The 22,578-nt window shown below is 72.0% G+C and carries 22 protein-coding genes and 2 pseudogenes; 9 read left to right on the plus strand and 15 right to left on the minus strand.

The features are described from left to right. Positions 1 to 37: 37 nt before the first annotated feature. From OO68_RS42650 to OO68_RS35345, 4 genes and pseudogenes are all read right to left on the minus strand, one after another. A pseudogene (locus tag OO68_RS42650) lies at positions 38 to 1,232 on the minus strand (PP2C family protein-serine/threonine phosphatase). Positions 1,233 to 1,346: 114 nt separating this feature from the next. Beyond that, positions 1,347 to 1,997 (minus strand): alpha/beta fold hydrolase, encoded by a 651-nt coding sequence (locus OO68_RS35335; protein ID WP_157852787.1) that lies wholly within the window; start codon positions 1,995 to 1,997, stop codon positions 1,347 to 1,349. Between the two features lie 100 nt (positions 1,998 to 2,097). Next, complete coding sequence (locus OO68_RS35340; RefSeq protein WP_033313432.1) at positions 2,098 to 2,607, minus strand: gluconokinase; 510 nt, start codon at positions 2,605 to 2,607, stop codon at positions 2,098 to 2,100. A gap of 34 nt (positions 2,608 to 2,641) precedes the next feature. After that, on the minus strand, positions 2,642 to 3,688 hold the full coding sequence (locus tag OO68_RS35345; RefSeq protein ID WP_033313433.1) for a glucose 1-dehydrogenase: 1,047 nt from the start codon (positions 3,686 to 3,688) through the stop codon (positions 2,642 to 2,644). A gap of 244 nt (positions 3,689 to 3,932) precedes the next feature. Here OO68_RS35345 and OO68_RS35350 point away from each other — a divergent pair, with 244 nt between their 5' ends. Next, the gene (locus OO68_RS35350; RefSeq protein WP_033313434.1) at positions 3,933 to 4,922 is read left to right on the plus strand and encodes an SDR family oxidoreductase; all 990 of its coding nucleotides are present in this window, start codon (positions 3,933 to 3,935) and stop codon (positions 4,920 to 4,922) included. A 153-nt stretch (positions 4,923 to 5,075) separates the two neighbouring features. On the opposite strand, the gene OO68_RS35355 is transcribed toward OO68_RS35350, so the two are convergent. From OO68_RS35355 to OO68_RS35375, 5 genes are all read right to left on the minus strand, one after another. Continuing rightward, positions 5,076 to 5,609 (minus strand): 2'-5' RNA ligase family protein, encoded by a 534-nt coding sequence (locus OO68_RS35355; RefSeq protein WP_033313435.1) that lies wholly within the window; start codon positions 5,607 to 5,609, stop codon positions 5,076 to 5,078. Positions 5,610 to 5,679: 70 nt separating this feature from the next. Beyond that, positions 5,680 to 6,099, minus strand: coding sequence for a hypothetical protein (locus tag OO68_RS35360; protein ID WP_051814916.1), 420 nt, complete (start codon positions 6,097 to 6,099; stop codon positions 5,680 to 5,682). A gap of 62 nt (positions 6,100 to 6,161) precedes the next feature. Next, the gene (locus OO68_RS35365) at positions 6,162 to 7,319 is read right to left on the minus strand and encodes an acetyl-CoA C-acetyltransferase (protein ID WP_033313436.1); all 1,158 of its coding nucleotides are present in this window, start codon (positions 7,317 to 7,319) and stop codon (positions 6,162 to 6,164) included. A 38-nt stretch (positions 7,320 to 7,357) separates the two neighbouring features. Continuing rightward, the gene (locus tag OO68_RS35370) at positions 7,358 to 7,984 is read right to left on the minus strand and encodes a TetR/AcrR family transcriptional regulator (RefSeq protein ID WP_033313437.1); all 627 of its coding nucleotides are present in this window, start codon (positions 7,982 to 7,984) and stop codon (positions 7,358 to 7,360) included. A 15-nt stretch (positions 7,985 to 7,999) separates the two neighbouring features. Further along, positions 8,000 to 8,788: an SDR family oxidoreductase gene (locus OO68_RS35375; RefSeq protein ID WP_033313439.1), complete on the minus strand. Its 789-nt coding sequence runs from the start codon at positions 8,786 to 8,788 to the stop codon at positions 8,000 to 8,002. A 221-nt stretch (positions 8,789 to 9,009) separates the two neighbouring features. On the opposite strand from OO68_RS35375, the gene OO68_RS35380 reads away from it, so the two are divergent. The 3 genes from OO68_RS35380 to OO68_RS35390 are packed head-to-tail and all read left to right on the plus strand — an operon-like array spanning position 9,010 to position 12,043. After that, on the plus strand, positions 9,010 to 9,867 hold the full coding sequence (locus OO68_RS35380) for an enoyl-CoA hydratase (RefSeq protein ID WP_033313440.1): 858 nt from the start codon (positions 9,010 to 9,012) through the stop codon (positions 9,865 to 9,867). Continuing rightward, positions 9,867 to 11,042: an acyl-CoA dehydrogenase family protein gene (locus OO68_RS35385; protein WP_033313441.1), complete on the plus strand. Its 1,176-nt coding sequence runs from the start codon at positions 9,867 to 9,869 to the stop codon at positions 11,040 to 11,042. Before OO68_RS35380 ends, OO68_RS35385 begins: the two co-directional genes overlap by 1 nt. Continuing rightward, the gene (locus OO68_RS35390; protein WP_033313442.1) at positions 11,042 to 12,043 is read left to right on the plus strand and encodes an acyl-CoA dehydrogenase family protein; all 1,002 of its coding nucleotides are present in this window, start codon (positions 11,042 to 11,044) and stop codon (positions 12,041 to 12,043) included. The genes OO68_RS35385 and OO68_RS35390 overlap by 1 nt, the downstream gene beginning before the upstream one ends. 16 nt (positions 12,044 to 12,059) lie before the next feature. Here OO68_RS35390 and OO68_RS35395 read toward each other — a convergent pair whose 3' ends face one another. The 4 genes from OO68_RS35395 to OO68_RS35410 are packed head-to-tail and all read right to left on the minus strand — an operon-like array spanning position 12,060 to position 15,590. Continuing rightward, positions 12,060 to 13,124: an NAD(P)H-dependent flavin oxidoreductase gene (locus tag OO68_RS35395; protein WP_033313443.1), complete on the minus strand. Its 1,065-nt coding sequence runs from the start codon at positions 13,122 to 13,124 to the stop codon at positions 12,060 to 12,062. Then, positions 13,121 to 13,894 (minus strand): CoA-transferase subunit beta, encoded by a 774-nt coding sequence (locus OO68_RS35400; RefSeq protein ID WP_033313444.1) that lies wholly within the window; start codon positions 13,892 to 13,894, stop codon positions 13,121 to 13,123. Before OO68_RS35400 ends, OO68_RS35395 begins: the two co-directional genes overlap by 4 nt. Further along, complete coding sequence (locus OO68_RS35405; RefSeq protein ID WP_245237289.1) at positions 13,891 to 14,757, minus strand: CoA transferase subunit A; 867 nt, start codon at positions 14,755 to 14,757, stop codon at positions 13,891 to 13,893. Before OO68_RS35405 ends, OO68_RS35400 begins: the two co-directional genes overlap by 4 nt. Beyond that, positions 14,754 to 15,590 carry an enoyl-CoA hydratase family protein gene (locus OO68_RS35410; RefSeq protein WP_033313447.1) on the minus strand — a complete coding sequence of 279 codons (837 nt, stop codon included), beginning with the start codon at positions 15,588 to 15,590 and terminating at the stop codon, positions 14,754 to 14,756. Before OO68_RS35410 ends, OO68_RS35405 begins: the two co-directional genes overlap by 4 nt. Positions 15,591 to 15,669: 79 nt before the next feature. Between OO68_RS35410 and OO68_RS35415 the strand changes: the two genes are divergently transcribed. The 3 genes and pseudogenes from OO68_RS35415 to OO68_RS42655 form a co-directional block, all read left to right on the plus strand. After that, positions 15,670 to 16,446, plus strand: coding sequence for an SDR family oxidoreductase (locus tag OO68_RS35415; protein ID WP_033313449.1), 777 nt, complete (start codon positions 15,670 to 15,672; stop codon positions 16,444 to 16,446). Positions 16,447 to 16,482: 36 nt separating this feature from the next. Then, entirely contained in the window at positions 16,483 to 17,391 is a 909-nt protein-coding gene (locus OO68_RS35420; RefSeq protein ID WP_033313450.1) for an SDR family oxidoreductase, read from the plus strand. Positions 17,392 to 17,440: 49 nt separating this feature from the next. Further along, positions 17,441 to 17,806, plus strand: a pseudogene (locus OO68_RS42655) (aminoglycoside phosphotransferase); the annotation flags it as partial. Positions 17,807 to 17,840: 34 nt separating this feature from the next. Here the strand turns inward: OO68_RS42655 and OO68_RS43250 are convergent. Further along, positions 17,841 to 18,422 carry a peptidase inhibitor family I36 protein gene (locus OO68_RS43250; RefSeq protein WP_051814918.1) on the minus strand — a complete coding sequence of 194 codons (582 nt, stop codon included), beginning with the start codon at positions 18,420 to 18,422 and terminating at the stop codon, positions 17,841 to 17,843. A gap of 251 nt (positions 18,423 to 18,673) precedes the next feature. On the opposite strand from OO68_RS43250, the gene OO68_RS35435 reads away from it, so the two are divergent. Both OO68_RS35435 and OO68_RS42660 read left to right on the plus strand, forming a co-directional pair. Beyond that, entirely contained in the window at positions 18,674 to 20,182 is a 1,509-nt protein-coding gene (locus tag OO68_RS35435; protein WP_033313452.1) for a cryptochrome/photolyase family protein, read from the plus strand. A 254-nt stretch (positions 20,183 to 20,436) separates the two neighbouring features. Then, complete coding sequence (locus OO68_RS42660) at positions 20,437 to 20,703, plus strand: hypothetical protein (protein ID WP_245237290.1); 267 nt, start codon at positions 20,437 to 20,439, stop codon at positions 20,701 to 20,703. Positions 20,704 to 20,833: 130 nt separating this feature from the next. Here the strand turns inward: OO68_RS42660 and abc-f are convergent, their stop codons facing one another. Then, on the minus strand, positions 20,834 to 22,486 hold the full coding sequence (gene abc-f / locus OO68_RS35445) for a ribosomal protection-like ABC-F family protein (protein WP_033313454.1): 1,653 nt from the start codon (positions 22,484 to 22,486) through the stop codon (positions 20,834 to 20,836). Between the last annotated feature and the right edge of the window lie 92 nt (positions 22,487 to 22,578).

Consider the following 22,578-nt stretch of genomic DNA (forward strand, 5'->3'; position numbering starts at 1 on the left):
GGTGCCCGGGCCGCGAGTCCGTCGACCAGGGGCTCGGTCAGGCGCCGGTGATCGCGCTGCGGCCGCCGGGCTGAGGGCCGTGCCAGTCCAGGCACAGGACCGTGGCGTCGTCCTTCACGTGGCCGTCGCAGGCGTGGGTGACCGCGGTGACCATGGCGCGCACGGCCTCACGGGGGTGCTCGGGCAGCGGTGGCGCGGAGGAGGCCGGGCAGGTCGACGGCTTCCGCTTGGCGTTCTTGCATGCCGTCGGTGTAGAGCACGAGGCGGTCGCCGGGGCGCAGGTCGATGTCCTGTACCCGATAGGGGCCCTGTGCGGGGACGCCGAAGGGGAGGTTGATGTGCAGCTGGATCTCGTCGACCGATCCGTCGCGCAGCCGTAGGGGCCACAGGTGGCCGGCGTTGACGAGCTGGACGCTGCTGCCGTCCAGGGCTATGCGCAGGAGCTGACCGGTGGCGAAGGTACGGCGGCCGTGGTCGAGGAGGGCCTGGCGGGCCTGGCGGGCCTGTTCGGCAAGGCCCGCTCCGGCGCGTCGGGCGCCGCGGGAGGCGTTGACCAGGAGGGTGGCCATGAGGGAGGCGTCGACGTCGTGGCCCATGGCGTCGGTGATGGACAGGTGCAGGGTGTCCTCGTCGAGGCTGTAGTCGTAGGTGTCACCGGCGATGTCGGAGGCCGGGACCAGGGCGCCGGCGAGGGCGAACTCGGCGGCCTCGCAGGAAGGAGCGGACGGCAGCAGCTGGCGCTGGATCTCCGCGGCCAGGGTGACCATGGCGGTGCGGTTGCCCCAGTGGTAGAGGTCGGTGAAGCGGCGGTCGGTGACGATGATGTACGCGAGCGCGTGCGCTGCCTCCTCGACCTGCTCCAGAATGTCCTGTGTGACATGGGTGAGTCGGAGCTCCAGGAGGCCGATGGCGTCGCCGCGGTTGGTGACCGGAGCCAGCACCCGGTGCTCCTGTGCACCCTCCGGCATCCGCACGAGTTTCTGGGTGCGCAGGACCTCGTCGTAGACACTGCCCGCCAGGGGTACTTGATCGGCGCCGCGCTCCTGCGGTGTCGCCCTCTCCTCGTGGACCCGCAGCAGGCGTCGACCGACGACGTCGACGAACAGGAACGAAACGTAACGCGCGCCGAACCGTTCGCGCAGATTGTGCGCCACGACATCCAGGGAGCGCACCGGCGGGGCGGCCTCCGCCTCTGCCAGTATCTCGGCCAGCTCGATCCGGTCACGCTTCACGTAAGCCTCCCTGAGTCAAGGGCCCTCTTTCCCGCCGACGCCGGGCGTAAATGACGCGGCTTCAGGTCAGCTCGGCGTCCTGCCCCGGCCCGCGCCTCATCGGACGTGACGGCATCACGGCGCCTCTGCCCGCGCCTGCGCCAGCACCTCCGCGGTGACGGCGGGATGAGGATGGGGGAACGCGTGTGCGCCGGGTACCAGCAGGGCGCGGCCAATTGCGGCCCGGGATGCCAGGTGGTGGATCCATTCCGGAGGGCACAGTGCGTCCTTCTCCCCCGCCACGACGGTGACCGGGCAGGTCACCGACGGCAGGACGTCCTCAGGTGCGTCCGCTTGGGCCGACCGGACGCAGGTGAGCAGCCGCCGGGGACCGGCCTTGAGGTAGGTGGGCAAGACGGTCGGCACGGCACCGGGGGCCTCATGGACCGCCGTGCGGGCGAGCGCGCCGAGGAGCGGACGCATCCGTCGCAGGCGGGGCGGAAAGGTCGGAGCCAGCAGGACGAGGGCCCGCACCCGCTCGGGCGCGCGCACGGTCGCGTGCAGCGCCACCTGGGCGCCCGTGGAGTGCCCGGCGAGTACCACGGGCGCCCGCGGCACCACGGCAAGCCACCGCGCCACCGTGTCCGCCAGCGAGCCCAGTGTTTCGGAGCAGGCCTGCCCGGCGGGATCGCCGAAGCCCGGAACGTCGAGCAGGCGCACCGGTCCCGACCGCGCACACCGTTCCAGCGTCCGCAGCAGGTAACCCGGCGCCCCCAGCCCCGGCACCAGCGCGACGGGGGTGCCCCGCTGGTCCAGCCGCGACGTCCCGGCACTGCGTACCGCGGTGCACCCTGCGCCCCGCCGCGCGGCTCCGCGAAGTGACCGCTCAGGGAGAAGTGACGGCGGCGTGCGCGAGGGCGGCGGTCTCCTCCGGGGTACCGTCGATCGGAATGGCCGCCCCCGCTTCGTCCTCCGCCATCGGTTCGAGGTCGGCGAACTGGGTGCTCAGCAGCTCGGGCGCCATGAAGTGGCCCTGCCGGGCGGTGATCCGTTCGGCGATCAGCTCGGGTGAGCCGTCGAGGTGCAGGAAGAAAGTGCCCGGCGCGGCGGAGACCAGCCGGTCACGGTAGCGCCGCTTCAGCGCCGAGCAGGTGACCACACCTCCGCTGTCCGCATGAGCGGCGAGCCATCGTGCGATCTCTTCCAGCCAGGGGCGGCGGTCGGTGTCGTCCAGCGGGTGGCCGGCCCGCATCTTGGCCACGTTGGCCGCGGGGTGGAAGTCGTCCCCCTCGGCATAAGGGACACCGAGTCTGCGGGCCAGCAGCCGGCCGACCGTGGTCTTCCCTGAGCCTGACACGCCCATGACCACGACCAGAGGAGCAGAGTCGTGCGACATCCGGAACCTTCCTTTCGAGTCTCGTCCCCGCCGTCTATAGCTCAATGACCACCTTGACGTCGTCCGGTCGCTCCTTGAACGCTTCTGCTGCCCGCCCCAGCGGCACGCGCCGGGTGATCACACGCTCAAGCCAGGTCAGGTCGGCCGCCGCCAAGGCGTCGGCCGCCTGCCGGTAGTGGCGCAGATTCGCGTTGACCGAGCCCACAATCGCGTCGTTCTGCAGCACCATCTCCCTGTTCAAGGCGCCCGCGTCGACGGTCGTCGTACGGCCGGCGGGCGACACCCCCGTCAGGCACACCACTCCGTAGGGCGCCGTGCCGGTCAGCGAGGCGAGCACGGGCTCGTTGGCGCCGGTCGCTTCGATGACGACGTCCGGACACACGGCGGAGACGACGTGCTCGATGTCCTCGACGTGGTACGCGGCACCCAGGTCCCGGACCAGGCCGGGCTTGGGCCCCTCGGCCACCCGGTCCAGCACATGCACCTCGAGGCCGCGCTGAATGCCCAGGAGGGCGGCCAGCAGGCCGATGGGACCCGCACCCGTCACCAGGACGCGCTGCGGCTCGAACCATGAGCGGGCACCCACCCGCTCGACCTGTTCCCACGCCTTCGCCACCACGCTGGTCGGCTCCATGAGTACACCGGCGCGGTCCAGATGCGGCTCCAGCTTCACCGCGTAATCGGCATCCACGCACCACGCCTCGGCGCCGTAGCCGTCGATCTCCTTGATGCCGCGTTCGGTGTAGCGGCCGTTGCGGCACATGTCGAACTCCCCGCGGGCACACGCCCCGCACGGTTCGGGATCCGGGCGGCGCACCACCCCGGCGACGAGGTCGCCTGCCGAGAAGCCGCTGCCGGGTGGCGCCTGCCGCACCCGCCCGAGGGACTCGTGCCCCAGGATCAGCCACTCACCGCCCGGCGGCGCCGAGCCGTACTCGCCCCGGACGATCTCCTTGTCCGTCCCGCACACCCCCATCGCCAGGGCGTCCACCAACAGATCGCCCGCAGCCGGGGCGGGGTCGGGCACCTCCCTCACCTCCACGGAGTCCTTGACACCGGGCCGCACCGTCACCGCACGCATCGCCCACCTCGTTCCTCTGTCCCGGGCGGCGCAGGACGGCCAGGCGCCGCTGTCTGGCCGTGTGTCCCGCTCAGGGGTTTTCAGTACCGCTCCGGGGCACATCCGCCGGGCGTACGTGTCCTTCGGCCGTCTGCGCCCACTCCACCGCGCGCCACGGCGTAGGTGAGCCGGCCCTGCCGGGTACTCGTTCCGCCGCGGAGGCGGGTAGGAGCGCCCGGCTCGGGCAGAGGCGAAGGGGAACGAGATGCGACTGCGAGACCACGTGGTGGTGGTGACCGGAGCGTCCGGCGGGATCGGACGGGCCTCGGCGGTGGCCTTCGCGCGCAAGGGCTGCGCCGTGGTGCTGGCCGCACGGCGTGAGGAGGCGCTGGAAGCCACGGCCCGCGAGTGCGCGAGGCATCGCGGAGCACGGACACTGGTCGTGCCGACCGACACGACGGACGTCAAGGCGGTCGAGGACCTGGCGCGACGTGCGGTGGAGGAGTTCGGCCGGATCGACGTCTGGGTCAACAACGCGGCCGTGAACGCCTTCGGCCGCTTCGAGGACGTGCCTCTGGAGGACTTCCGCAAGGTCCTGGACGTCAATGTGATGGGTTACGTGTACGGGGTGCGGGCGGCTCTGCCGGTGATGCGGGAGCAGGGAGCCGGCACGTTGATCAACATCTCGTCCATCGTGGGTGCCGTGGCCCAGCCGTACAGTCACCCGTACGGCATGTCGAAGCACGCCGTACGCGCCCTCGGTTCCGGCCTCCGACAGCAGCTCCGGGTGGAAGGAGTGAAGGGCGTCCAGGTCTGCACCGTGCTGCCGGCCACCATCGACACTCCGCACTTCGAGCAGGCGGCCAACTACACCGGGCGCAAGGTGGTGGCCATGCCGCCCGTCTACACCCCCGAGCGTGTCGCCAGGACCGTGGTGCGTCTCGTCCGCCGGCCGCGTCGCGAAGTGGTGGTCGGGCCCGCGGGCCGCGCGCTGGTGCGTCAGTCCCGGATGGCACCGGGACTCGCGGAGCGGGCCATGGCACGGCAGACGGACAAGACCCATCTGTCCCGCCACGAGGAGGCCCCGGCCACGCACGGCACACTGCACGTACCGGCTCAAGGGGAGGGGGCGGTGCACGGCGGCTGGGGCGGGCGACGGCGCACCGCGCTGCGCCGGACCGCCGTCGCGGCCACGCTGGCGGGAGTGGCCGTGACCGCCGGACGGCGGATGAGCCGCGGTACGGCGAGGGCCTGACGAGCACGGCACCGGTGCCCGGGCGGGCCCGGCTCCGGGGATGACGACGGGCAAGGCGCGACAGCCTGCCGTTCAGTGCTGGGTCGGCGCATCCCGCCCGGGGACGGGCGACCGAGGCACGCATGGACGCCTTCTCGCTGCGCCGTACGGGGCTCAGTGGCGGGGTTCCAGCACCTCCAGGGCGCCGGTCTCGGTGTCGTAGCTGCGCAGGGTTGTGAGGCGGACGGACAGCGGCGGCGTGGGCAGCAGCTCAGGGACCCGCCGGTCGGCGAAGGCACCGGCGCGCCGGGTCCGGCCGAGGGTGATGTGAGGGGCCCAGAGTCCGGGTTCGTGGAACGGGTTGAGGGTCCGGGGCGGGCTGTCCGAGGCCACCGCCTCCCACACCCGGCGGTGCAGCCCGGCCAGGGCGGGGTCGAGTTCCAGCGCCCAGGCCAGCACCGAGGTGGGCCGCTCGAAGCGGACCACGCCTGTGCACCGCACGGGCAGCGGCAGAGTGGTGGTCACCCGGGCGAGTTCCCAGCGGATCGGGGCGGTCAGCTCCGGGCATGCGGCCAGAGTGACATGCGGGCTGTTGGTCGGTGAGCGGTGGCGCGCCTGACTGGGCAGCCCCGCGTCCGCCAGCCGCCGCCAGGCCTCCCGGACCGCTTGCTCCGCCGCCGCGTCCAACAACAGCTCGACCGTGCGCACCGCCGCAGCATAGCCGCGACCGCATGCGCCTTCTCTCTCCGTCAGGCCGCGCAGCGGGGAGGCACGGCGGCTATCGGCCCGGTGACCGCACCCAGGGAACGAAGCGTTGGCCAGGTGGGGTGTCGTCACGCCAGTACCGCAGGACCGGCTCCCGGACGATGTCGAGTCGCTCGGCGGCAATGAGGCACGAGACGGGCTCCTGTCCGCCTGCGTCGGCCTCGAATGCGACCACGACGGGCAGGTGGTCACCGAGGTGACGATCGACCTTCAGGAGCTCGTCGGGCGTCGGGGCGCGGAACGTCGGATCGTGGAAGCTCGTCGGGCAGCTGACGAAGGCCGGGTCGGCGATGACCAGTTCCAGGTCATGCCGGTAGGTCAGGTCCTGTCCGGCAGCGAGGCGGAGCTGCCCGGCGCTCCAGGCGACCACGTCCCAGTCCCACCAGGACCCTTCAGGGAGCTGGAGCCCGGCATGCCGTCTTCCGACGTCCACCTTCAGCCTCTCATCGGTCGAACTGATCGTCAGACTACACAGGTCGGGGCCGTTGTCCGGGTTCAGAGGCGTTCGACGACGGTCACGTTGGCCTGGCCGCCGCCCTCGCACATCGTCTGCAGGCCGTAGCGGCCGCCGGTGCGTTCCAGCTCGTGCAGGAGCGTGGTCATCAGCCGGGTGCCGGTGGCTCCGAGGGGGTGGCCCAGGGCGATGGCCCCGCCGTTGACGTTGACCTTCTCGGGGTCGGCTCCGGTCGCCTTCACCCAGGCCAGGACCACCGAGGCGAAGGCCTCGTTGATCTCGACCAGGTCGATCTGGTCGAGCGTCATCCCGGACTTCTTCAACGCGTACGCGGTGGCCGGGATCGGGGCGGACAGCATGCGGATCGGGTCCTCGCCGCGTACGGAGAGGTGGTGGACGCGGGCCCTGGGCGTCAGACCGTGCTCCCGTACGGCCCGCTCCGACGCGATGAGCACGGCCGAGGCGCCGTCGGAGATCTGTGAGGAGAGAGCGGCGGTCAGCCGGCCGCCCTCGACCAGGGGTTGCAGTCCCGCCATCTTCTCCCGGCTGGTGTCGCGGCGCGGGCCCTCGTCGTGGGTCACGTCGCCGTACGCGACCGTCTCCCGCTCGAAGCGGCCTTCGTCGATGGCCTGGATCGCCCGCTGGTGGGAGCGGAACGCGAACTCCTCCATGACCTCCCGGGTGATGTCCCATGTGCGGGCGATCTCCTCGGCGCCGAGGAACTGGTTGACCGGCCGGTCGCCGTAGCGGGCCCGCCAGCCCTCGGAGCCGGCGAACGGGCCCTCGGTCAGGCCCAGAGGTTCGGCGGCCTGGCGGGTGGCGAAGGCGATGGGGATCTGCGACATGTTCTGCACGCCGCCGGCCACGACCAGGTCCTGGGTGCCGGACAGGACGCCCTGGGCGGCGAAGTGCAGGGCCTGCTGCGAGGAGCCGCACTGGCGGTCGACGGTCACACCGGGCACCTCCTCCGGCAGCCCGGCGGCCAGCCAGCAGGTGCGCGCTATGTCACCGGCCTGCGGTCCGACGGTGTCGAGGCAGCCGAACACCACGTCCTCGACGGCTGCCGGGTCGGCGCCGGAACGCTCCATCAGCGCGGTCAGCACGTGTGCGCCGAGGTCGGCCGGGTGGACGGCGGACAGTCCGCCGCCCCGCCGTCCCACCGGGGTGCGCACCGCTTCGACGATGTAGGCCTCGGCCATGGCGTCTCCTCCTCTGTGCCTGCGCTGTGCAGGGCTGCCTATGAGTCGTGCAGTGCGATGCCCTCCAGCACCATCGACAGGTACTGCCGGGCGATCTCCTCGGGGCTGTGCCTGCCGCCCGGCCGGTACCAGGACGCGGCGACCCAGACGGTGTCGCGCACGAAGCGGTAGGTGAGCCGTACGTCCAGGTCTGCACGGAAGACCTTGGCGGCCACTCCGCGCTCCAGGGTGCCCAGCCACGCCTTCTCGAACTTCTGCTGCGACTCGACGAGGTAGGCGAAGTGGGGCCGGGTCCCGAGGTGTCTGGACTCCTTCTGGTAGATGGCGACCGCGTCGAGGTGCCGGTCGATCTCCCGGAAGGACTCGGTCACGAGGGCCTCCAGCGTCTCCCTGGGGCCGAGCCCGGCGCCGAGTACGGCGTCGTAGCGGGCCCAGAGCTCGTCCAGGAAGCCGGAGAGGATCTCGTCCAGCATCGACTCCTTGGAGTCGAAGTGGTAGTAGAGGCTGCCCGCCAGTATCCCGGCCGCGTCCGCGATCTTCCGGACGGTCGTGGCGTTGTAGCCCTGCGCTGCGAACACCTGGGCCGCGATGGCCAGGAGTTCCTCGCGCCGCTCGGGCGGGCTCACCGTGGTCTTCTTGTGGGCGCTGTTGCTGCTTTTCGGCACGGGGCCATTCTCGCCTCACGGGTGCTGGCTGCTGACCGACAGGACCTCGCCGGTCAGGTACGACGAGTAGCCGCTGGCCAGGAACACGATCACGTTGGCCACCTCCCACGGTTCGGCACAGCGCCCGAAGGCCTCCCGGGCGGTCAGGTCCTCCAGCAGTTCCGGGGTGGTGACCTTGGCGAGGTGCGGATGCATGGCCAGGCTCGGGGAGACGGCGTTCACCCGCACTCCGTAGGCGGCGGCCTCCACGGCGGCGCACCGGGTGAGGGCCATGACGCCGGCCTTCGCGGCGGCGTAGTGGGCCTGTCCCCGCTGTGCGCGCCAGCCGATCACCGAGGCGTTGTTGACGACGACGCCGCCGGCGCCCTCGGCCTTCATGCGGCGCAGTGCGGCGCGGGTGCAGCGAAAGGTGCCGTTGAGGGTGACGTCGAGGACCTTGTCCCACTGTTCGTCGGTCATGTCGACGAGGTCGGCGGTTCCGCCGAGGCCCGCGTTGTTGACCACGATGTCGAGGCGCCCATGGTGCTCCTCGGTGTGCGCGAACAGCGCTGTGACCTGGTCGTCGTCGGTGACGTCGCAGGGCAGTGCGGTGACGCGGTCGGGGCCGAACTCGGCGGCCAGCTCCGCCCCGGACTCCTTCAGGCGACGGGCGTGGGCGTCGGAGATCACGACCCGTGCGCCTTCCTCCAGCAGCCGCCGGGCGGTGGCGCCGCCGATCCCGGCACCGGCGGCGGCCGTGACGACGGCGGAGCGGCCGGTGAGCAGCCGGTGGCCGGGCAGGTACGGCGGTGGGGCCGAGGTCATGGGCCTACCTCCTTCGGCGGGCCGAGGGCGCATCGGCGCCGGCACCGGTTCACCGCGGCTTCGCCGGGCGACGAATGCGCCGGTGAGGGTGATCCGCATCAGGGCCCGGGGCCGCTGCGCCGACCTCCTCCGCGGTGCTCACGCGCGGCTGCCGGCCGCTCTCGACGGCTGACGACCCGTACGTTAACCTACCAAACACTTGTTAGGGAAGGAGGTTGCGGATGTCCGCCCCCCGCACTGCGCCCCCCGAACCCGTCCGTTACGAGCGCCGTGGCGCCGTCGCTCTGGTGACGATGGACCGGCCCGAGTACCGCAACGCCCAGAACTCCGCGATGACCTACGCCCTGGACCGGGCCTTCTACCGTGCGGCGGACGACGACGAGGTGAAGGCCGTGGTCCTCGCCGGAGCGGGGAAGCACTTCTCCGCCGGCCACGACATCGGCACCCCTGAGCGGGACGCACACCTGCCGTTCGACCGCAGGGCCGGACTCTGGTGGGACCACTCGGACAAGCCGGGCGCCGAGAGCCGTTTCGCCCGCGAGTCCGAGGTGTATCTGGGGATGTGCCGGCGCTGGCGCGAGCTGCCCAAGCCGGTCATCGCCTCGGTCCAGGGCGCGTGCGTGGCCGGCGGTCTGATGCTCGCCTGGGTCTGTGATCTGATCGTCGCCTCCGAGGACGCCTTCTTCGCCGACCCGGTGGTGCGCATGGGCATCCCCGGAGTCGAGTACTTCGCCCACCCATGGGTGATGCCGCCGCGGATCGCCAAGGAGTTCCTCTTCACCGGCGACCGGATGAGTGCGCGGCGCGCCTACGAGGTCGGCATGGTCAACCGGGTCGTGCGTCGCGAGGAACTCACCGAGCAAACCCTGGAGTTGGCGGAGCGGATCGCGGCGATGCCCCGAATGGGACTGGCGCTGACGAAGCGTGCCGTCAATCAGGCGGAGGACCTCCAAGGCCTGCACTCGGGGCTGGACTCGGTCTTCGGGCTGCATCATCTCGCCCACGCCCACAACGCCGAGACCGGCGACGATTCGCTCGGCGGGATGGACGTGCGCGCGATGAAGGAGGCCCGCCGCTGATGGACCTCGACTTCACCGCCGCCGAGGACGCCTTCCGCGCCGAGGCCCGGGACTGGCTCGCCGCCCGTGTGCCGAGCGTTCCGCTGCCGTCGCTGGAGACCGCCGAGGGGTTCGCCGCCCACCGGGAGTGGGAGGGCACGCTGTTCGCCGACCGCTGGTCGGTGGTCTCCTGGCCCGAGCAGTTCGGCGGCCGGGGCTGCTCCCTGCTGGAGTGGCTGATCTTCGAGGAGGAGTACTACCGGGCCGGCGCGCCCGGCCGGGTCTCGCAGAACGGCATCAACCTGCTCGCCCCCACGCTCTTCGAGTACGGGACCGCCGAGCAGCGTGCGCGGATCCTGCCGTCCATGGCGAGCGGTGAGGTGATCTGGGCGCAGGCCTGGTCCGAGCCCGAGGCGGGGTCCGACCTGGCCTCGCTGCGGTCCGTGGCCGTACGGACCGTGGGCGGCTGGCGCATCGGCGGGCAGAAGACGTGGTCGTCCCGGGCGGCCTTCGCCGACCGCGCGTTCGGGCTGTTCCGCAGCGATCCGGACGCGGACCGGCCGCACCGGGGCCTGACGTACCTGATGTTCCCGCTGGACGCCGACGGGGTGACCGTGCGGCCCATCGGACGGCTGGACGGCAAGCCCGCCTTCGCCGAGGTGTTCCTCGACGACGTCTTCGTGCCGGACGAGGACGTCGTCGGTGAACCGGGGCAGGGCTGGCGGGTCGCCATGAGCACCAGCGGCAACGAGCGCGGCCTGACCCTGCGCAGCCCCGGGCGCTTCACCGCCGCGGCCGACCGGCTCGCCTCGTTGTGGCACTCCACCACGGACCCCGGCTCCGGTGGCACCGCACTGGGTGACCGGGTCGCCGACGCGGTGATCGGCGCCCGGGCCTACCAGCTCTTCACCTACGCGCATGCCTCGCGCATCGTCGCGGGTGGTTCGATCGGCGCCGAGTCCAGCCTCAACAAAATCTTCTGGTCCGAACTGGACATCGCCCTGCACGAGACCGCCCTCGATCTGCTCGGCCCCTGCGGCGAGCTGTCCGACGAGGCCACCGAGGCGCCGGAGCATGGCAGTTGGGCCGAGGGCTACACCTTCTCGCTGGCTGGGCCGATCTACGCCGGCACCAACGAGATCCAGCGCGACATCATCGCCGAGCGGCTGCTCGGCCTGCCGAAGGGACGCCGGTGATGCGTTTCCTTCTCGACGACGAGCAGCGGGAATTCGCCCGCACCCTGGACGGCATGCTGGCATCGGCCGGCACACCCGGCGTCGTACGGGCCTGGGCTTCCGGCGACCACGGACCCGGACGTGCCCTGTGGGCCAGGCTCGCGGAAGCCGGCGTATTCGCCCTCGCCGTCCCGGACGAGCACGAGGGTGTGGGGATGCTGCCCGTCGAACTGGCCGTCGCCTTCGGTGAGCTGGGCCGTCATGCCGTGCCCGGTCCGCTGGCGGAGACGGTCGCCGCCGGGGCCCTGCTGGGCCGGCTCGGGGGCGATACGGCCCACGGCTGGCTGCCGCAGCTCGCGTCGGGCAAGGCCGTGGTGTCCCTGTGCGTCCTGTCGCCGGGGGGCAGCCCGTACGCGCTGGACGCCGACGCCGCGGACGCGCTGTTCGTCGTGGACGGCGACACCGTACGGCTCGCGGACTCGCACGGCCCGGTGCAGCCGTCGGCCGACCCGGCGCGCAGGCAGGCCCGCCCGCTCGGCGGCGTCGTGTTCGCGCAGGGGCCCGCGGTGACGGCGGCCGCCGCGTACGCCGCCGATGCGGCGGCGCTGGCGACAGCGGCCCAGGCCCTCGGGCTGGGTCGGGCACTGCTGGAACGCACGGTGGAGTACGTGCGGCAGCGCACCCAGTTCGGGGTGGCCGTCGGCTCGTTCCAGGCGGTGAAGCACCGTCTGGCCGACACGCTCATCGCCCTGGAGTTCGCCCAGCCGCTGGTCTACGCCGCCGCCTTGGCCCTGGCGGCGGACGATACGGCGGCGGGCCGGGAGGTGGCCGCGGCGAAGCTGTCGGCCTGCGAAGCGGCGTACGGGGCGGCGCGTACGGCCCTCCAGCTCCACGGCGCCGTCGGCTACACCGAGGAACCGGACCTGTCCCTGTGGATCCGCAAGGCCCGCCCCCTGCGCACCGCCTGGGGCACTCCGGCCGTGTGCCGGGCCCGGGTACTTGCGGGCGGAGCGGTGTGGTGAAGCCGGTGGCCCGTCCTCACACGGCAGTCGTGAGTCTGCCGAGCGTGGCGTGTGCCTCGGCCATGATGCCGTCGACGAGTTCGGCGCAGGACGGCAGGTCGTCGATGATCCCACCGACCTGGCCGCAGGCCATCACGCCCAGGTCGGTGCGGCCGTCGACCATCGCGGCCTTGAGCAGCATCGGGGTGTTGGCGGCCAGCAGGACCTGACTCCAGGTCAGTTCGTTGCCGTGCTTCATGGCCAGGCCGTCGCGCACCAGGCCGGTCCAGCTCATACCCGACTCCCGTCTGAAGGCGGAGGCGTGCCGCAGGGCGCGCAGCAGGGAAGCCGCACGGCCGGACCGCTCCAGCGCGTCCACCAGGTCGGTGCGCAGCATGCGGTGGGGCAGGCCGTCGACCTTGGTGGTGACGGTGACGTCCTGGACGCCCGCCGCGAGGTAGCGGGCCTTGACCGCGTCGGGGACGGTGCTGTCGGAGGTGAGCAGGAAGCGGGTGCCCATGGCCACCCCGGCGGCGCCAAAGGCCAGAGCCGCCACCAGTCCGCGTCCGTCCCGGAAGCCGCCGGCGGCGATCACGGGGATGTCCACGGCGTCCACGACCTGCGGCAGCAGTACCGTGGTGGCGACGCTGCCGGTGTGACCGCCGCCTTCGCCACCCTGCACCAGCACGGCGTCGGCGCCCCAGGCCGCGACCTTCTCGGCATGTCGCCGGGCGCCCACCGAGGGGATGACGACCACACCCGCGTCCTTCAGACGGGCGATCAGCTCCGGTCGCGGTGCGAGCGCGAACGAGGCCACCTTGACGCCCTCGTCGAGGATGATCCGCACCCTCTCCCCCGCGTCCGAGGCGTCGGCCCGGAGGTTGACTCCGAAGGGCGCGTCGGTGCGGGACCTGACCTCGCGCACCGCCGAGCGGAGCTGCTCCGGGGTCATGGTGGCGGACGCCAGGATGCCCAGGGCTCCGGCGTTGGCCGCGGCGGAGACGAGACGGGGTCCGGCCACCCAGCCCATGCCGGTCTGGACGATGGGGGTGCGCACTCCGACGAGTTCGGTGAGGGCCGTGGCGACCGCAGTCTCGCTCATGCGGGCACCTCACGGTCGCGGGCGCCGTTCGGGTCGATGACCTCCCGGACGAGGCGCAGCTCCTCGGCGGTGGGCTCACGGGTGCACGGCACGTCGTCCGGGACGGCGAGGGCGAAACCGGTGGCCTCCAGGATCTGCTCGACCGTGACCCCCGGGTGGCGTGAGCGCAGCCGCATCGAGTGGTCCGGGGTGGCGAAGTCGAAGACGCCCAGGTTGCTGATCACCTCCGGGACGTGGTGGAAGCGGGTGGCCGACGGGCCGGCCTCGGCCGCACGGTCGTACCCGACTCCGCACACCATGTCGACCTGCTCCACGAACACCCGCGGGGAGTGCTTGGGCACCCAGTAACTGGTCGGATTGTTCAGGGTGTTGACGGGGGCGCCCCGGACGCCCAGCAGCTGTCGGGCGGGGCGGGCCCAGTCGCCGATGCAGGAGATGTTCTGGTTGCCGTGGCGATCGATCTGGCCGGCGCCCATCATCACGTGCCGCCGTCCCGTGGCCACGAGCGCCAGGTGCTGACGGTAGGGCAGCCAGCCCTCCACGACCTGGGCGCGGGCACCGAGCGCCGGGACGTCGCCGATGAGCAGTGCCTCGCCGTCGGTGAGCAGCAGGTCGGGCGCGAAGGTCAGCTTCGCCAGCCGGGCGCCGATGGCGGGGACGGTGCCCATGGGGCTCGCCAGGACCTCCCCGGCGTGCCGCCAGGCCTCCGCGCAGGCCACCACGCAGTACTCGGCGCGCGTCACGCCGGTGGTCGTCGCACCGCTGCTCATGCCTGCTGCTCCTCGTGGAAGGCCTTGACGGCGGCCTGGTACGCCTCTTCGTCGCCGGACAGGAACCGCTCGGTGAACCTCTGCCAGGCCTGCGGGTCGCGGGCGGCCCGGGCGTAGGCCTGCTGGAACGACTCGTCGCGGTCATGGTCCGGGACGCAGGAGGTGAAGTGCGCCCCGTTCGGGGTCTGGACGACGCCGTTCACGAAGGCCCGTTTGACCAGCAGGGTCTGCGGACCCGCCTCCTTGAGCAGGTCGGCGGTGTCCACGATCCGCTCGCAGGAGACGTAGGAGGCGGCAGCTGCCTGGCAGAAGAGGTCGTCGAAGTACGGGTCGGGGCCGAGGTACTGCGCATTGCCCTGCGGGTCCGCCCGGTTGAGGTGGACGAGCGCGGCGTCCAGGCGCAGAGCGGGGGCCGCGACGAGTTCCTCGGCGTCCTCGTAGGGCGAGGTGACGGTGCGCAGGTGGGCGTTGACCTTCATCACGTCGGAGCCGAGGCCGGCCCGGACCGGCAGGAAGGGCAGCCGCTGCGCGGCGGCGGTCAGGCCCCACATGAACATGGCCTCGTCCAGTTCCACCAGGTCGAAGGCCCCGCGCTGCCGGGCGGCGGTGAAGTGCGGTTCCAGGGGGATGGAGTCCAGGGTGGCGAACGGGGCCACGAGGCGGCGGATCCGTCCCGCCGCGGCGAGCAGGCCGACGTCGGGACCGCCGTAGGACACCACGGTCAGGTCGGTGATGTCGGAGCGCAGCAGCGCGCGGACCAGGGCCATCGGCTTGCGGCGGGACCCCCAGCCGCCGATGCCCAGCGTCATGCCGGTGCGGAGCCGGCCGACCACGTGCTCGGCGGTCATCGTCTTGTCGCTCAACGCGATCCCCCTTGGGACGACTTGGAGGACTTGGAGGACTTGGACGGCCCGGACGACTCGGATGACGTGTGCGGCTCGGACGGCTTGGCTGCCCGGGACGACACGAACGCCTCGCGGTACCTGTCCGAGATGCCGCTGAGGTTGGCCTCGAACGTGAAGCCCTGCTCGAAGCGGTAGCTGCGGCGGACGTCCACCGGGTCGATGCCGTTGATCGACGCCTTCGCGAGGCGGATGAGCAGCCCGTCCTTGGCGGCGATCTCTCTGGCCAGCTCCATCGCCGCGGCGTGCAGCCGCTCGCGTGGGACGACCCGCCAGACCGAGCCGTGGCGGTGCAGTTCGGCGGCCGTCACGGTGCGCGAGGTGTAGTAGAGCGTCCGCATCAGGTGCTGGGGGACCAGCCGGGCCAGGTGGGTGGCCGCGCCGAGCGCACCCCGGTCCAGCTCCGGCAGGCCGAAGGTCGCGTCGTCACTCGCCACGATCGCGTCGGCGTTGCCGACCAGGCCGATGCCGCCGCCCACACAGAAGCCCTGCACCGCGGCGACCACGGGGACCTCGCAGTCGTAGACCGCTGCGAACGCCTCGTAGCAGCCGCGGTTGGTGCCGACGAGCGCCGTGTACCCCTCGGTGCGCTGCATCTCCTTGATGTCGGCGCCGGCATTGAACCCGCGCCCCGTCGCGGTCAGGACGACACAGCGCACGCCCGGATCGGACCCGGCCGCGCGCACCGCGGCGGCCACGTCGTACCAGCCCTGTACAGGAAGGGCGTTGACCGGTGGGAAGTCCACGGAGATGACGGCGATGCCCTCTTCGGGGCTTGCGGTGGAGACACCCATGAGCGCATCAGCTACCTTTCCACCAAACGTTTGTTAGGCATGAAGGTAGCAGCGGAGTACGCTTCGCGGGAGGTCCCCCATGGCAACGATCACCGACCTGAGCGGACGTGTCGCGGTGGTCACCGGCGGGACGAGGGGCGTGGGCGCGGGCATCACCCGGGCCCTGCTGGAGGCCGGAGCGGAGGTGGTGACCTGCGCCCGGCGCCCCGCGGACCGGCCTGTCGGAGCGGCGGGGCGCACCGCCCGGTTCCTCCCGGTCGACCTGCGTGACGCGGACGCCGTCGGCGCCTTCTTCACGGACGTGAGGGACGAGTACGGCAGGCTGGACGTCCTCGTCAACAACGCCGGGGGCACGCCGTACCGGATGCTCGACGAAGGCGGGGCCGAACGGCACGCACGGGTCATCGAGTTGAATTTGCTCGCTCCCCTGACCGCCTCCCTCGCCGCCTACGAGCAGATGCGCGCCCAGCCCGGCGGCGGGTCCATCGTCATGATCGGCAGTGTCGGCGGCAGCCGCCCGTCACCGGGCTCGGCGGCCTACGGCGCGGCCAAGGCGGGGCTGGAGCAGCTGGCCCGCAGCATGGCCGTGGAATGGGCCCCGCTGATCAGGGTCAACACCCTCGTCCTCGGCATGGTGCGCACCGAGCTGTCGCATCTGCACTACGGCGACGAGGACGGCGTCGCGGCCGTCGGCCGCACGGTGCCGCTCGGCCGGCTCGCCGATCCGGACGAGGTGGGCGACGCCTGTGTCTTCCTCGCCTCCGATCGCGCGGCGTACATCAGCGGTGCGAGTCTGCTCGTCCACGGCGGTGGTGAACGCCCGGCCTTCCTCGACGCTGCAACCGCCGACAACTGAACTCGCTCCCCGACTTCCAGCGGAAGGACCCTGAGCATGTCCGGACTGTGCAGCGAACGCGTCGCGATCGTCACGGGGTCGGGGCGCGGACTCGGCCGGGCGCACGCCCTCGCCCTCGCCGCCGAAGGGGCGAAGGTGGTCGTGAACGACCTCGGTGTCGGCCTGGACGGGACCGGTTCCGGTACGGGGCCCGCCCAGCTCGTCGTCGACGAGATCGTTGCCCGCGGAGGGCAGGCGGTCGCTCACGGCGGGGACATCGCCACGACGGACGGCGCGGCCTCGTTGATCCGCGCCGCCGTCGAGACCTATGGCCGCCTCGACACCCTGGTCAACAACGCCGGGTTCCTGCGCGACCGCATGCTGGTGCACCTCGGCGAGGACGACTGGGACGCCGTCATGCGTGTCCATCTCAAGGGGCACTTCCTTCCGCTGAAGTACGCGGCGGCCCACTGGCGTGCCGAAGCCAAGGCGGGCCGTGCGCCGGCGGCCCGGGTCGTCAACACGAGCAGCGGGGCGGGGTTGCTGGGGAGCGTCGGCCAGGGCAACTACTCCGCGGCCAAGGCCGGAATCATCGGGCTGACCTTGGTCGCCGCCGCCGAGATGGGCCGTTACGGCGTCCTGGTCAACGCCATCGCCCCTGCGGCGCGTACCCGGATGACCGAGGCGACGTTCGCGGAGACCATGGCGGCACCTGACACCGGCTTCGACGCCATGGCCCCGGAGAACGTGTCCCCGCTGGTCGTGTGGCTCGGCTCCTCGGCCTCGGCCGGTGTGACGGGGCGGGTCTTCGAGGCGGAGGGCGGTCGCATCACGGTCATGGAGGGGTGGCGCCCGGGTCCCACAGCGGACAAGGGCGCCCGGTGGTCCCCGGCCGGGGCCGGGGAGGCGGCGCTAAAGCTCCTCGCGGAGGCTAGGGTGCCGGAGCCGGTGTACGGGGCGCGGTGAGCTCCAGTGGTTGAAGGCACTTCCCTGGTGTGGCCAGCACCGGCCCCGTGTGCTGTTCGACGTACCGCCCTCAAGGCCGGAAGACGCCCGGATCACCGGCGTCGTCGACTGGGCAGCGACCTCCTGGGGCCCGGCGGATCTCGATGTAGCGCACTGCTCCGTCAATCTCGCACTGCTGCACGGACCGGAGTGGGGTCTGCGGTTCCCCGAGGCGTATGAGGAGGCCGGCGGGGTGCTGACCGCGGCCGCGAGTGAGCGACGGTACTGGCTGGTGCGGGACGCATTGGCCGCCTCGGAAGAAGTGCAGTCGGTGTCGCAGCCATGGCGGGAGGCAGGGAGGACTGAGCTGACGACGCGGGCTGTGGAGGAGCGACTGGACGCCTACGTCACCGCCCTGATGGGCACGCTGGCCTGAGCCAAGACGGTCCGGGCCGACCCCAGCCCACGTCCTAGCAGGGCCTCACGAACCAGACGGGGGTCCAGTCATAGCTCGCGACGCTGAAGGGAGCGGCCAGGGTGGTGTGGATGACGTTGCGGTTCCGGTTCTTGAACACTGCACGGGTACCGGGGGTCTGGTTGTTGTAGTAGGAGCCGTCGCCGGTCCAGTTCTGCAGCGCATAGTCCTGGCAGTGGTAAAGAGCGAGCCGGTCGCCCATGCCGAGTGTCTGGCGGAACATGCAGAAGTACGTGTAGTCGCACTCCCATTGCGCGGCGGCCCGGCTTGCGGTGGTGGCCGACGTGTTCATCTCACGCACGTAGCGCTCGCCGGGTACGGTCACCGTCAGCCTGGCGCCATCGGCCAGGACGATCTCGTTCGCCGAGACCTGCCGTCCGTCCTGGCGGGCGAGGTAGCGGTCCACCTTGGCTTGGAGGGCGTCGGCTTCGTCCCGGCTGAGGCCGGCAGCGTGGGCCTGTTTGCCGAAGGCCGCCGAGGTCTGTGCGGTCTCCACGGATGCCGGTCCCGCCCACCCGACGGACAGCAGGGCCAACGCCGTGGCTGCGAGGGATGCGTACCGCTTCAGGATGGACATGCCTTGCCTTTCCTCAGGAAGCATGTCCGGGAACGTACCCGCCCGGGTTCCGCTGTCGTCCTGACACTTGTCAGGACAGCGTCGCGGGCCGTCCGCCCCCGCCGTAGCGACCTGCCACCGGTCTGGAATCGCCCACCGGCACCCGAACGAGGGACGCTCGCCGGCCGACCGCATCCGGTACCGCCCCAGCGGGCGAACCCCTCACCGTCCGCCCGTCCGCATGCCCCGCACCCCACAGAAGGCCTCCCGCCATGACCACCCCCCACTGGCTCTTCGGCGACCAGCTCGGCCCGCATTTCCTCACGCCCGTCCATGGACAGGGCCCTGACCGCGCCGCACCTGTGGTGATGATCGAGGCACGGTCGGTCTTCCGGCGCAGGCGATTCCACCGCGCCAAGGCCCATCTGGTGCTCTCGGCGATGCGGCACCGTGCGGCGGAGCTGGGTGAGCGGGTGACGTACGTACGGGCGGAGACCTACCGCGCGGGGCTGCGCCGCGCGGTGGGCGACGGAGGGGTGACCGTGTGCCATCCCACCTCGTACGCGGCGCTGCGCCTGGTGCGTTCCCTGCCGGGGGTGCGGGTGCTGCCCGCCCGCGGCTTCCTGGTCTCGCACGAGGAATTCACCGGCTGGGCCGAGGGACTCGGTGGGCGGCGGCTGCTCCAGGAGAACTTCTACCACTGGGTGCGCGAACGGCACGACCTGCTGATGGACGGTGGCCGCCCGGCCGGGGGCCGGTTCAACCACGATCACGCCAATCGCGAGCCTCCGCCGCGCGGCGCCACCGCACTGGACGTGCCGGGGCCGTACCGGCCGCGGGAGGACGACATCGACGCAGAGGTGCGTCAGGACCTCGACCGGTGGGAGCGCGAGGACGGCGTGCGGTTCGTCGGCCGGGACGGCCCCCGCCGCTTCCCCGCCACCCGGCGCGAGGCCCTGTCGGCGCTGCGCCGCTTCGTGGCGTACCGGCTGTCCTCCTTCGGACCGTACGAGGACGCGATGCTGGCCGCCGACCCGGTGATGGCCCACAGTCTGCTGTCGTCCTCGATGAACCTGGGGCTGCTGCACCCCGCCGAGTGCGTGGAACACGCCGAGCGCGCCTGGCGGGAGGGTGGCGTCCCCGTGAACAGCGCCGAGGGGTTCGTCCGTCAGGTGGCGGGCTGGCGGGAGTACGTCTGGCAGCTGTACTGGCATTTCGGCGAGGACTACCGGAACGGCAACGCACTCGGACACACCCGGGAGTTGCCGGCCTACTTCGGCGAGCTCGACGCGGACGCGGTCACCGCCCGCTGTCTGGCCACGGCGCTCGCCCAGGTCCGTGACACCGGATGGACGCACCACATCCCCCGCCTGATGGTGCTGGGCAGCCACGCGTTGCAGCGCGGCTGGGACCCGGGCGCCGTCACCGACTGGTTCCACCGCTGCTTCGTCGACGGCTACGACTGGGTGATGGTGCCGAACGTGGTGGGCATGTCCCAGTACGCGGACGGGGGCCGGATGACCACCAAGCCGTACACCTCCGGGGGTGCCTACATCCACCGCATGAGCGACCTGTGCGACGGCTGCGCCTTCCGGCCGGCCGACCGCACCGGCCCGCGCGCGTGCCCCTTCACCACCGGGTACTGGGCTTTTCTCCACCGGCACCGGCACCGGTTGTCCGGCAACGCCCGGATGCGGCGCGCGGTGCAGGGCCTGGACCGGCTCGGCGACCTCGACGACGTGCTGCACCAGGAGCGGCAGCGGGGCGACGGGGCACCGTGAACGGGGACGCCGTTGCCCTGACATCTGTCAGGACGTTCGGCAGCCGTCCCCTCGCTAGGGTCCGGTGTCCAGAGCGGGATCCGGTAGCAGCCGTCCGGTCGACGGCCCACCGACTCCACCACAGGGGGATCACCATGAAGACTCTCACGCACAAGCTCCCGGCCCTCGTCACCGGCGTGGCACTCACCGCGCTGGCCACCGTCTTCTCCGGCACGGCAGAGGCGGCCAATCCCTGATGGTGGGGTGATGGCGGCATGCGCATGTACTGCAACAACGTCTCGGGGGCCACGGTCTACGCCACCCCCGACACCAGCCGTCCGGTCGGCAAGATGTACTCGACCCCGAGCTGGTTCGAGTGCCGCAGGGACACCGGTGCCTACGTCGGCGGCCCGCACCCGAACCGGTGGCACTGGACGCAGGCCGACAACGGCAAGTGGGGGTGGATGAAGGACACGGACATCTACAGCGAGACCGATCCGGTGCCGACCCACATCGGCAACGGCATCCCGCAGCCCTGCTGACGCCGGCAGTCCGACCGGCCCCGGCCGTCTCCGAGCGTCTCACCGGCGCTCGGGGGCGGCCGAAGCGCGTCCTGGTCTTTCACCGTCGTCGCCGCGGCTCCGGCGCGGATGATGCGCACACCTCCTCCGGTCAATACCTGCGCCCCGCGCGCAACTCCAGCCGCTCCCCTTCGAATCGTGCACGGAAGCCGCGGTCGTGCGAGACCGCGACCACCGCCCCCCGGTACGCCGCGAGCGCGGCCTGAAGGTCCTCGACCAGGTCGGGCGCGATGTGGTTCGTCGGCTCGTCCAGTACGAGGAGGTCCGCGGGCCGGGTGACCAGGCGTGCGATCTGGAGCCGACGTCGCTGGCCGGCGGACAGGGCTGCGACCGGGACGGAGAGGTCCTCCTCCCGGAACAGGCCCAGTGTCAGGAGCTGTTCGGCGTACTCGTCCGGCGGTCCGGGGCGCCCGGCGGCGAACGCGGCGAGCAGCGGGAGCCGTGGGGAGTGCACGGGCAGTTCCTGCGGGAGATAGCCGATCCGGGCAGGGCGGCGTGCCGTGCCCTCGTCCGGCTCGAGGTCGCCCGCCAGGACGCGCAGCAGCGTCGTCTTGCCCGCACCGTTGTCTCCTGTGACCAGCAGGCGCTGCCCGGGCGCGATCGTCAGCGGGCCGTCCAGACGCAGCCGCTCCCCGACTCGTACGTCGTCGATCTCGGCGAGGGCTCCCTGGTCCGCGCCGTCCGCTGTCGACAGCGCCGTCGTGAAGCGGAGCGGTGCCGGGGGTGTTGTGACCGGGTGGCGCAGCAGGTGGGCCAGGCGCTCCCGCACGGAGCGCACCTGCCCGCCGAGCTTCGCCTCGCTGGAGCGGCGGTGCTTGCCGAATCCCTGCTTCGGGTCGCGGCCGGTGGTGGCGAGCCGTCTGCCCGCGGCGTCGAGCAGTTCCTCCATGCGGGCCACCTCGGCGACCCACTCCGCGTACCGCTGCTCCGCGGCGCGCCGGGCGGCGGCTTTCGCGGCGCGGTAGCCGGCCCAGCCGTCGCCGTACCGGCGCACGGTGTGTTCGTCCCGGTCGACCTCGAGGATCGTGGTGGCGATGCGTTCCAGGAAGCCGCGGTCGTGGGTGACCGCCACGACGGTGCCGCGGTGCGCGCGCAGGTGCTCCTCCAGCCAGTGCACGGCCGCCGCGTCGAGATGGTTCGTCGGTTCGTCGAGCAGCAGCAGCTCGGGGGCGGCGGCCAGGACGCAGGCGAGCGCGAGCCGCGACTGCTCACCGCCGGAGAGCGAGCCGAGCAGGCGGTCGCGGGTGACCCCGGTGAGTCCGAGTCCGTGCAGGGCGGCGTCGACGCGGGTGTCCGCCGTGTAGCCGCCGCGTTCCTCGTACGCGATCAGCAGTTCACCGTACGCGGCGAGCTCTTCGTCCGACGCGTCGGCGAGGGACTCCTCCGCTGCACGGAGCCGGCACTCCATGTCGCGCAGTTCGGTCAGGGCGAGGTCGACGGCATCCTGCACGGTGCGGGACGGATCGAGGTCGAGGGTCTGTGCGAGGTGGCCGGTGCCGCCGGGGAAGCTGACGGTGATCTCCCCGGCGTCGGGCGTTTCGGCGGCGGCGAGCAGCCGCAGCAGGGTGGATTTGCCGGCGCCGTTCTCGCCGATGACGGCGGCCTTCTCGCCCGGGCGGACGGTGAAGGAGACCTGATCGAGGATGGTCCGGGTGCCGTAGGTCTTGGTGACGTCCCTGAACGACAGCTGGGTCATGGCGGCGGGGGCGACGGTGGGCAGGGTGAAGCGGGCGCGGTCGCGCATATGACGTTCCCTGGTGGCATGCGAAAGGTCTACGGGCAGCAGAAACGGCGGCATCGGCCGTGCCCGGACTCAGACGAAGAAGAGGAAAGCCA

The sequence above is a fragment of the Streptomyces iakyrus genome (genome assembly GCF_000717055.1).
Lineage (GTDB): Bacteria > Actinomycetota > Actinomycetes > Streptomycetales > Streptomycetaceae > Streptomyces > Streptomyces iakyrus.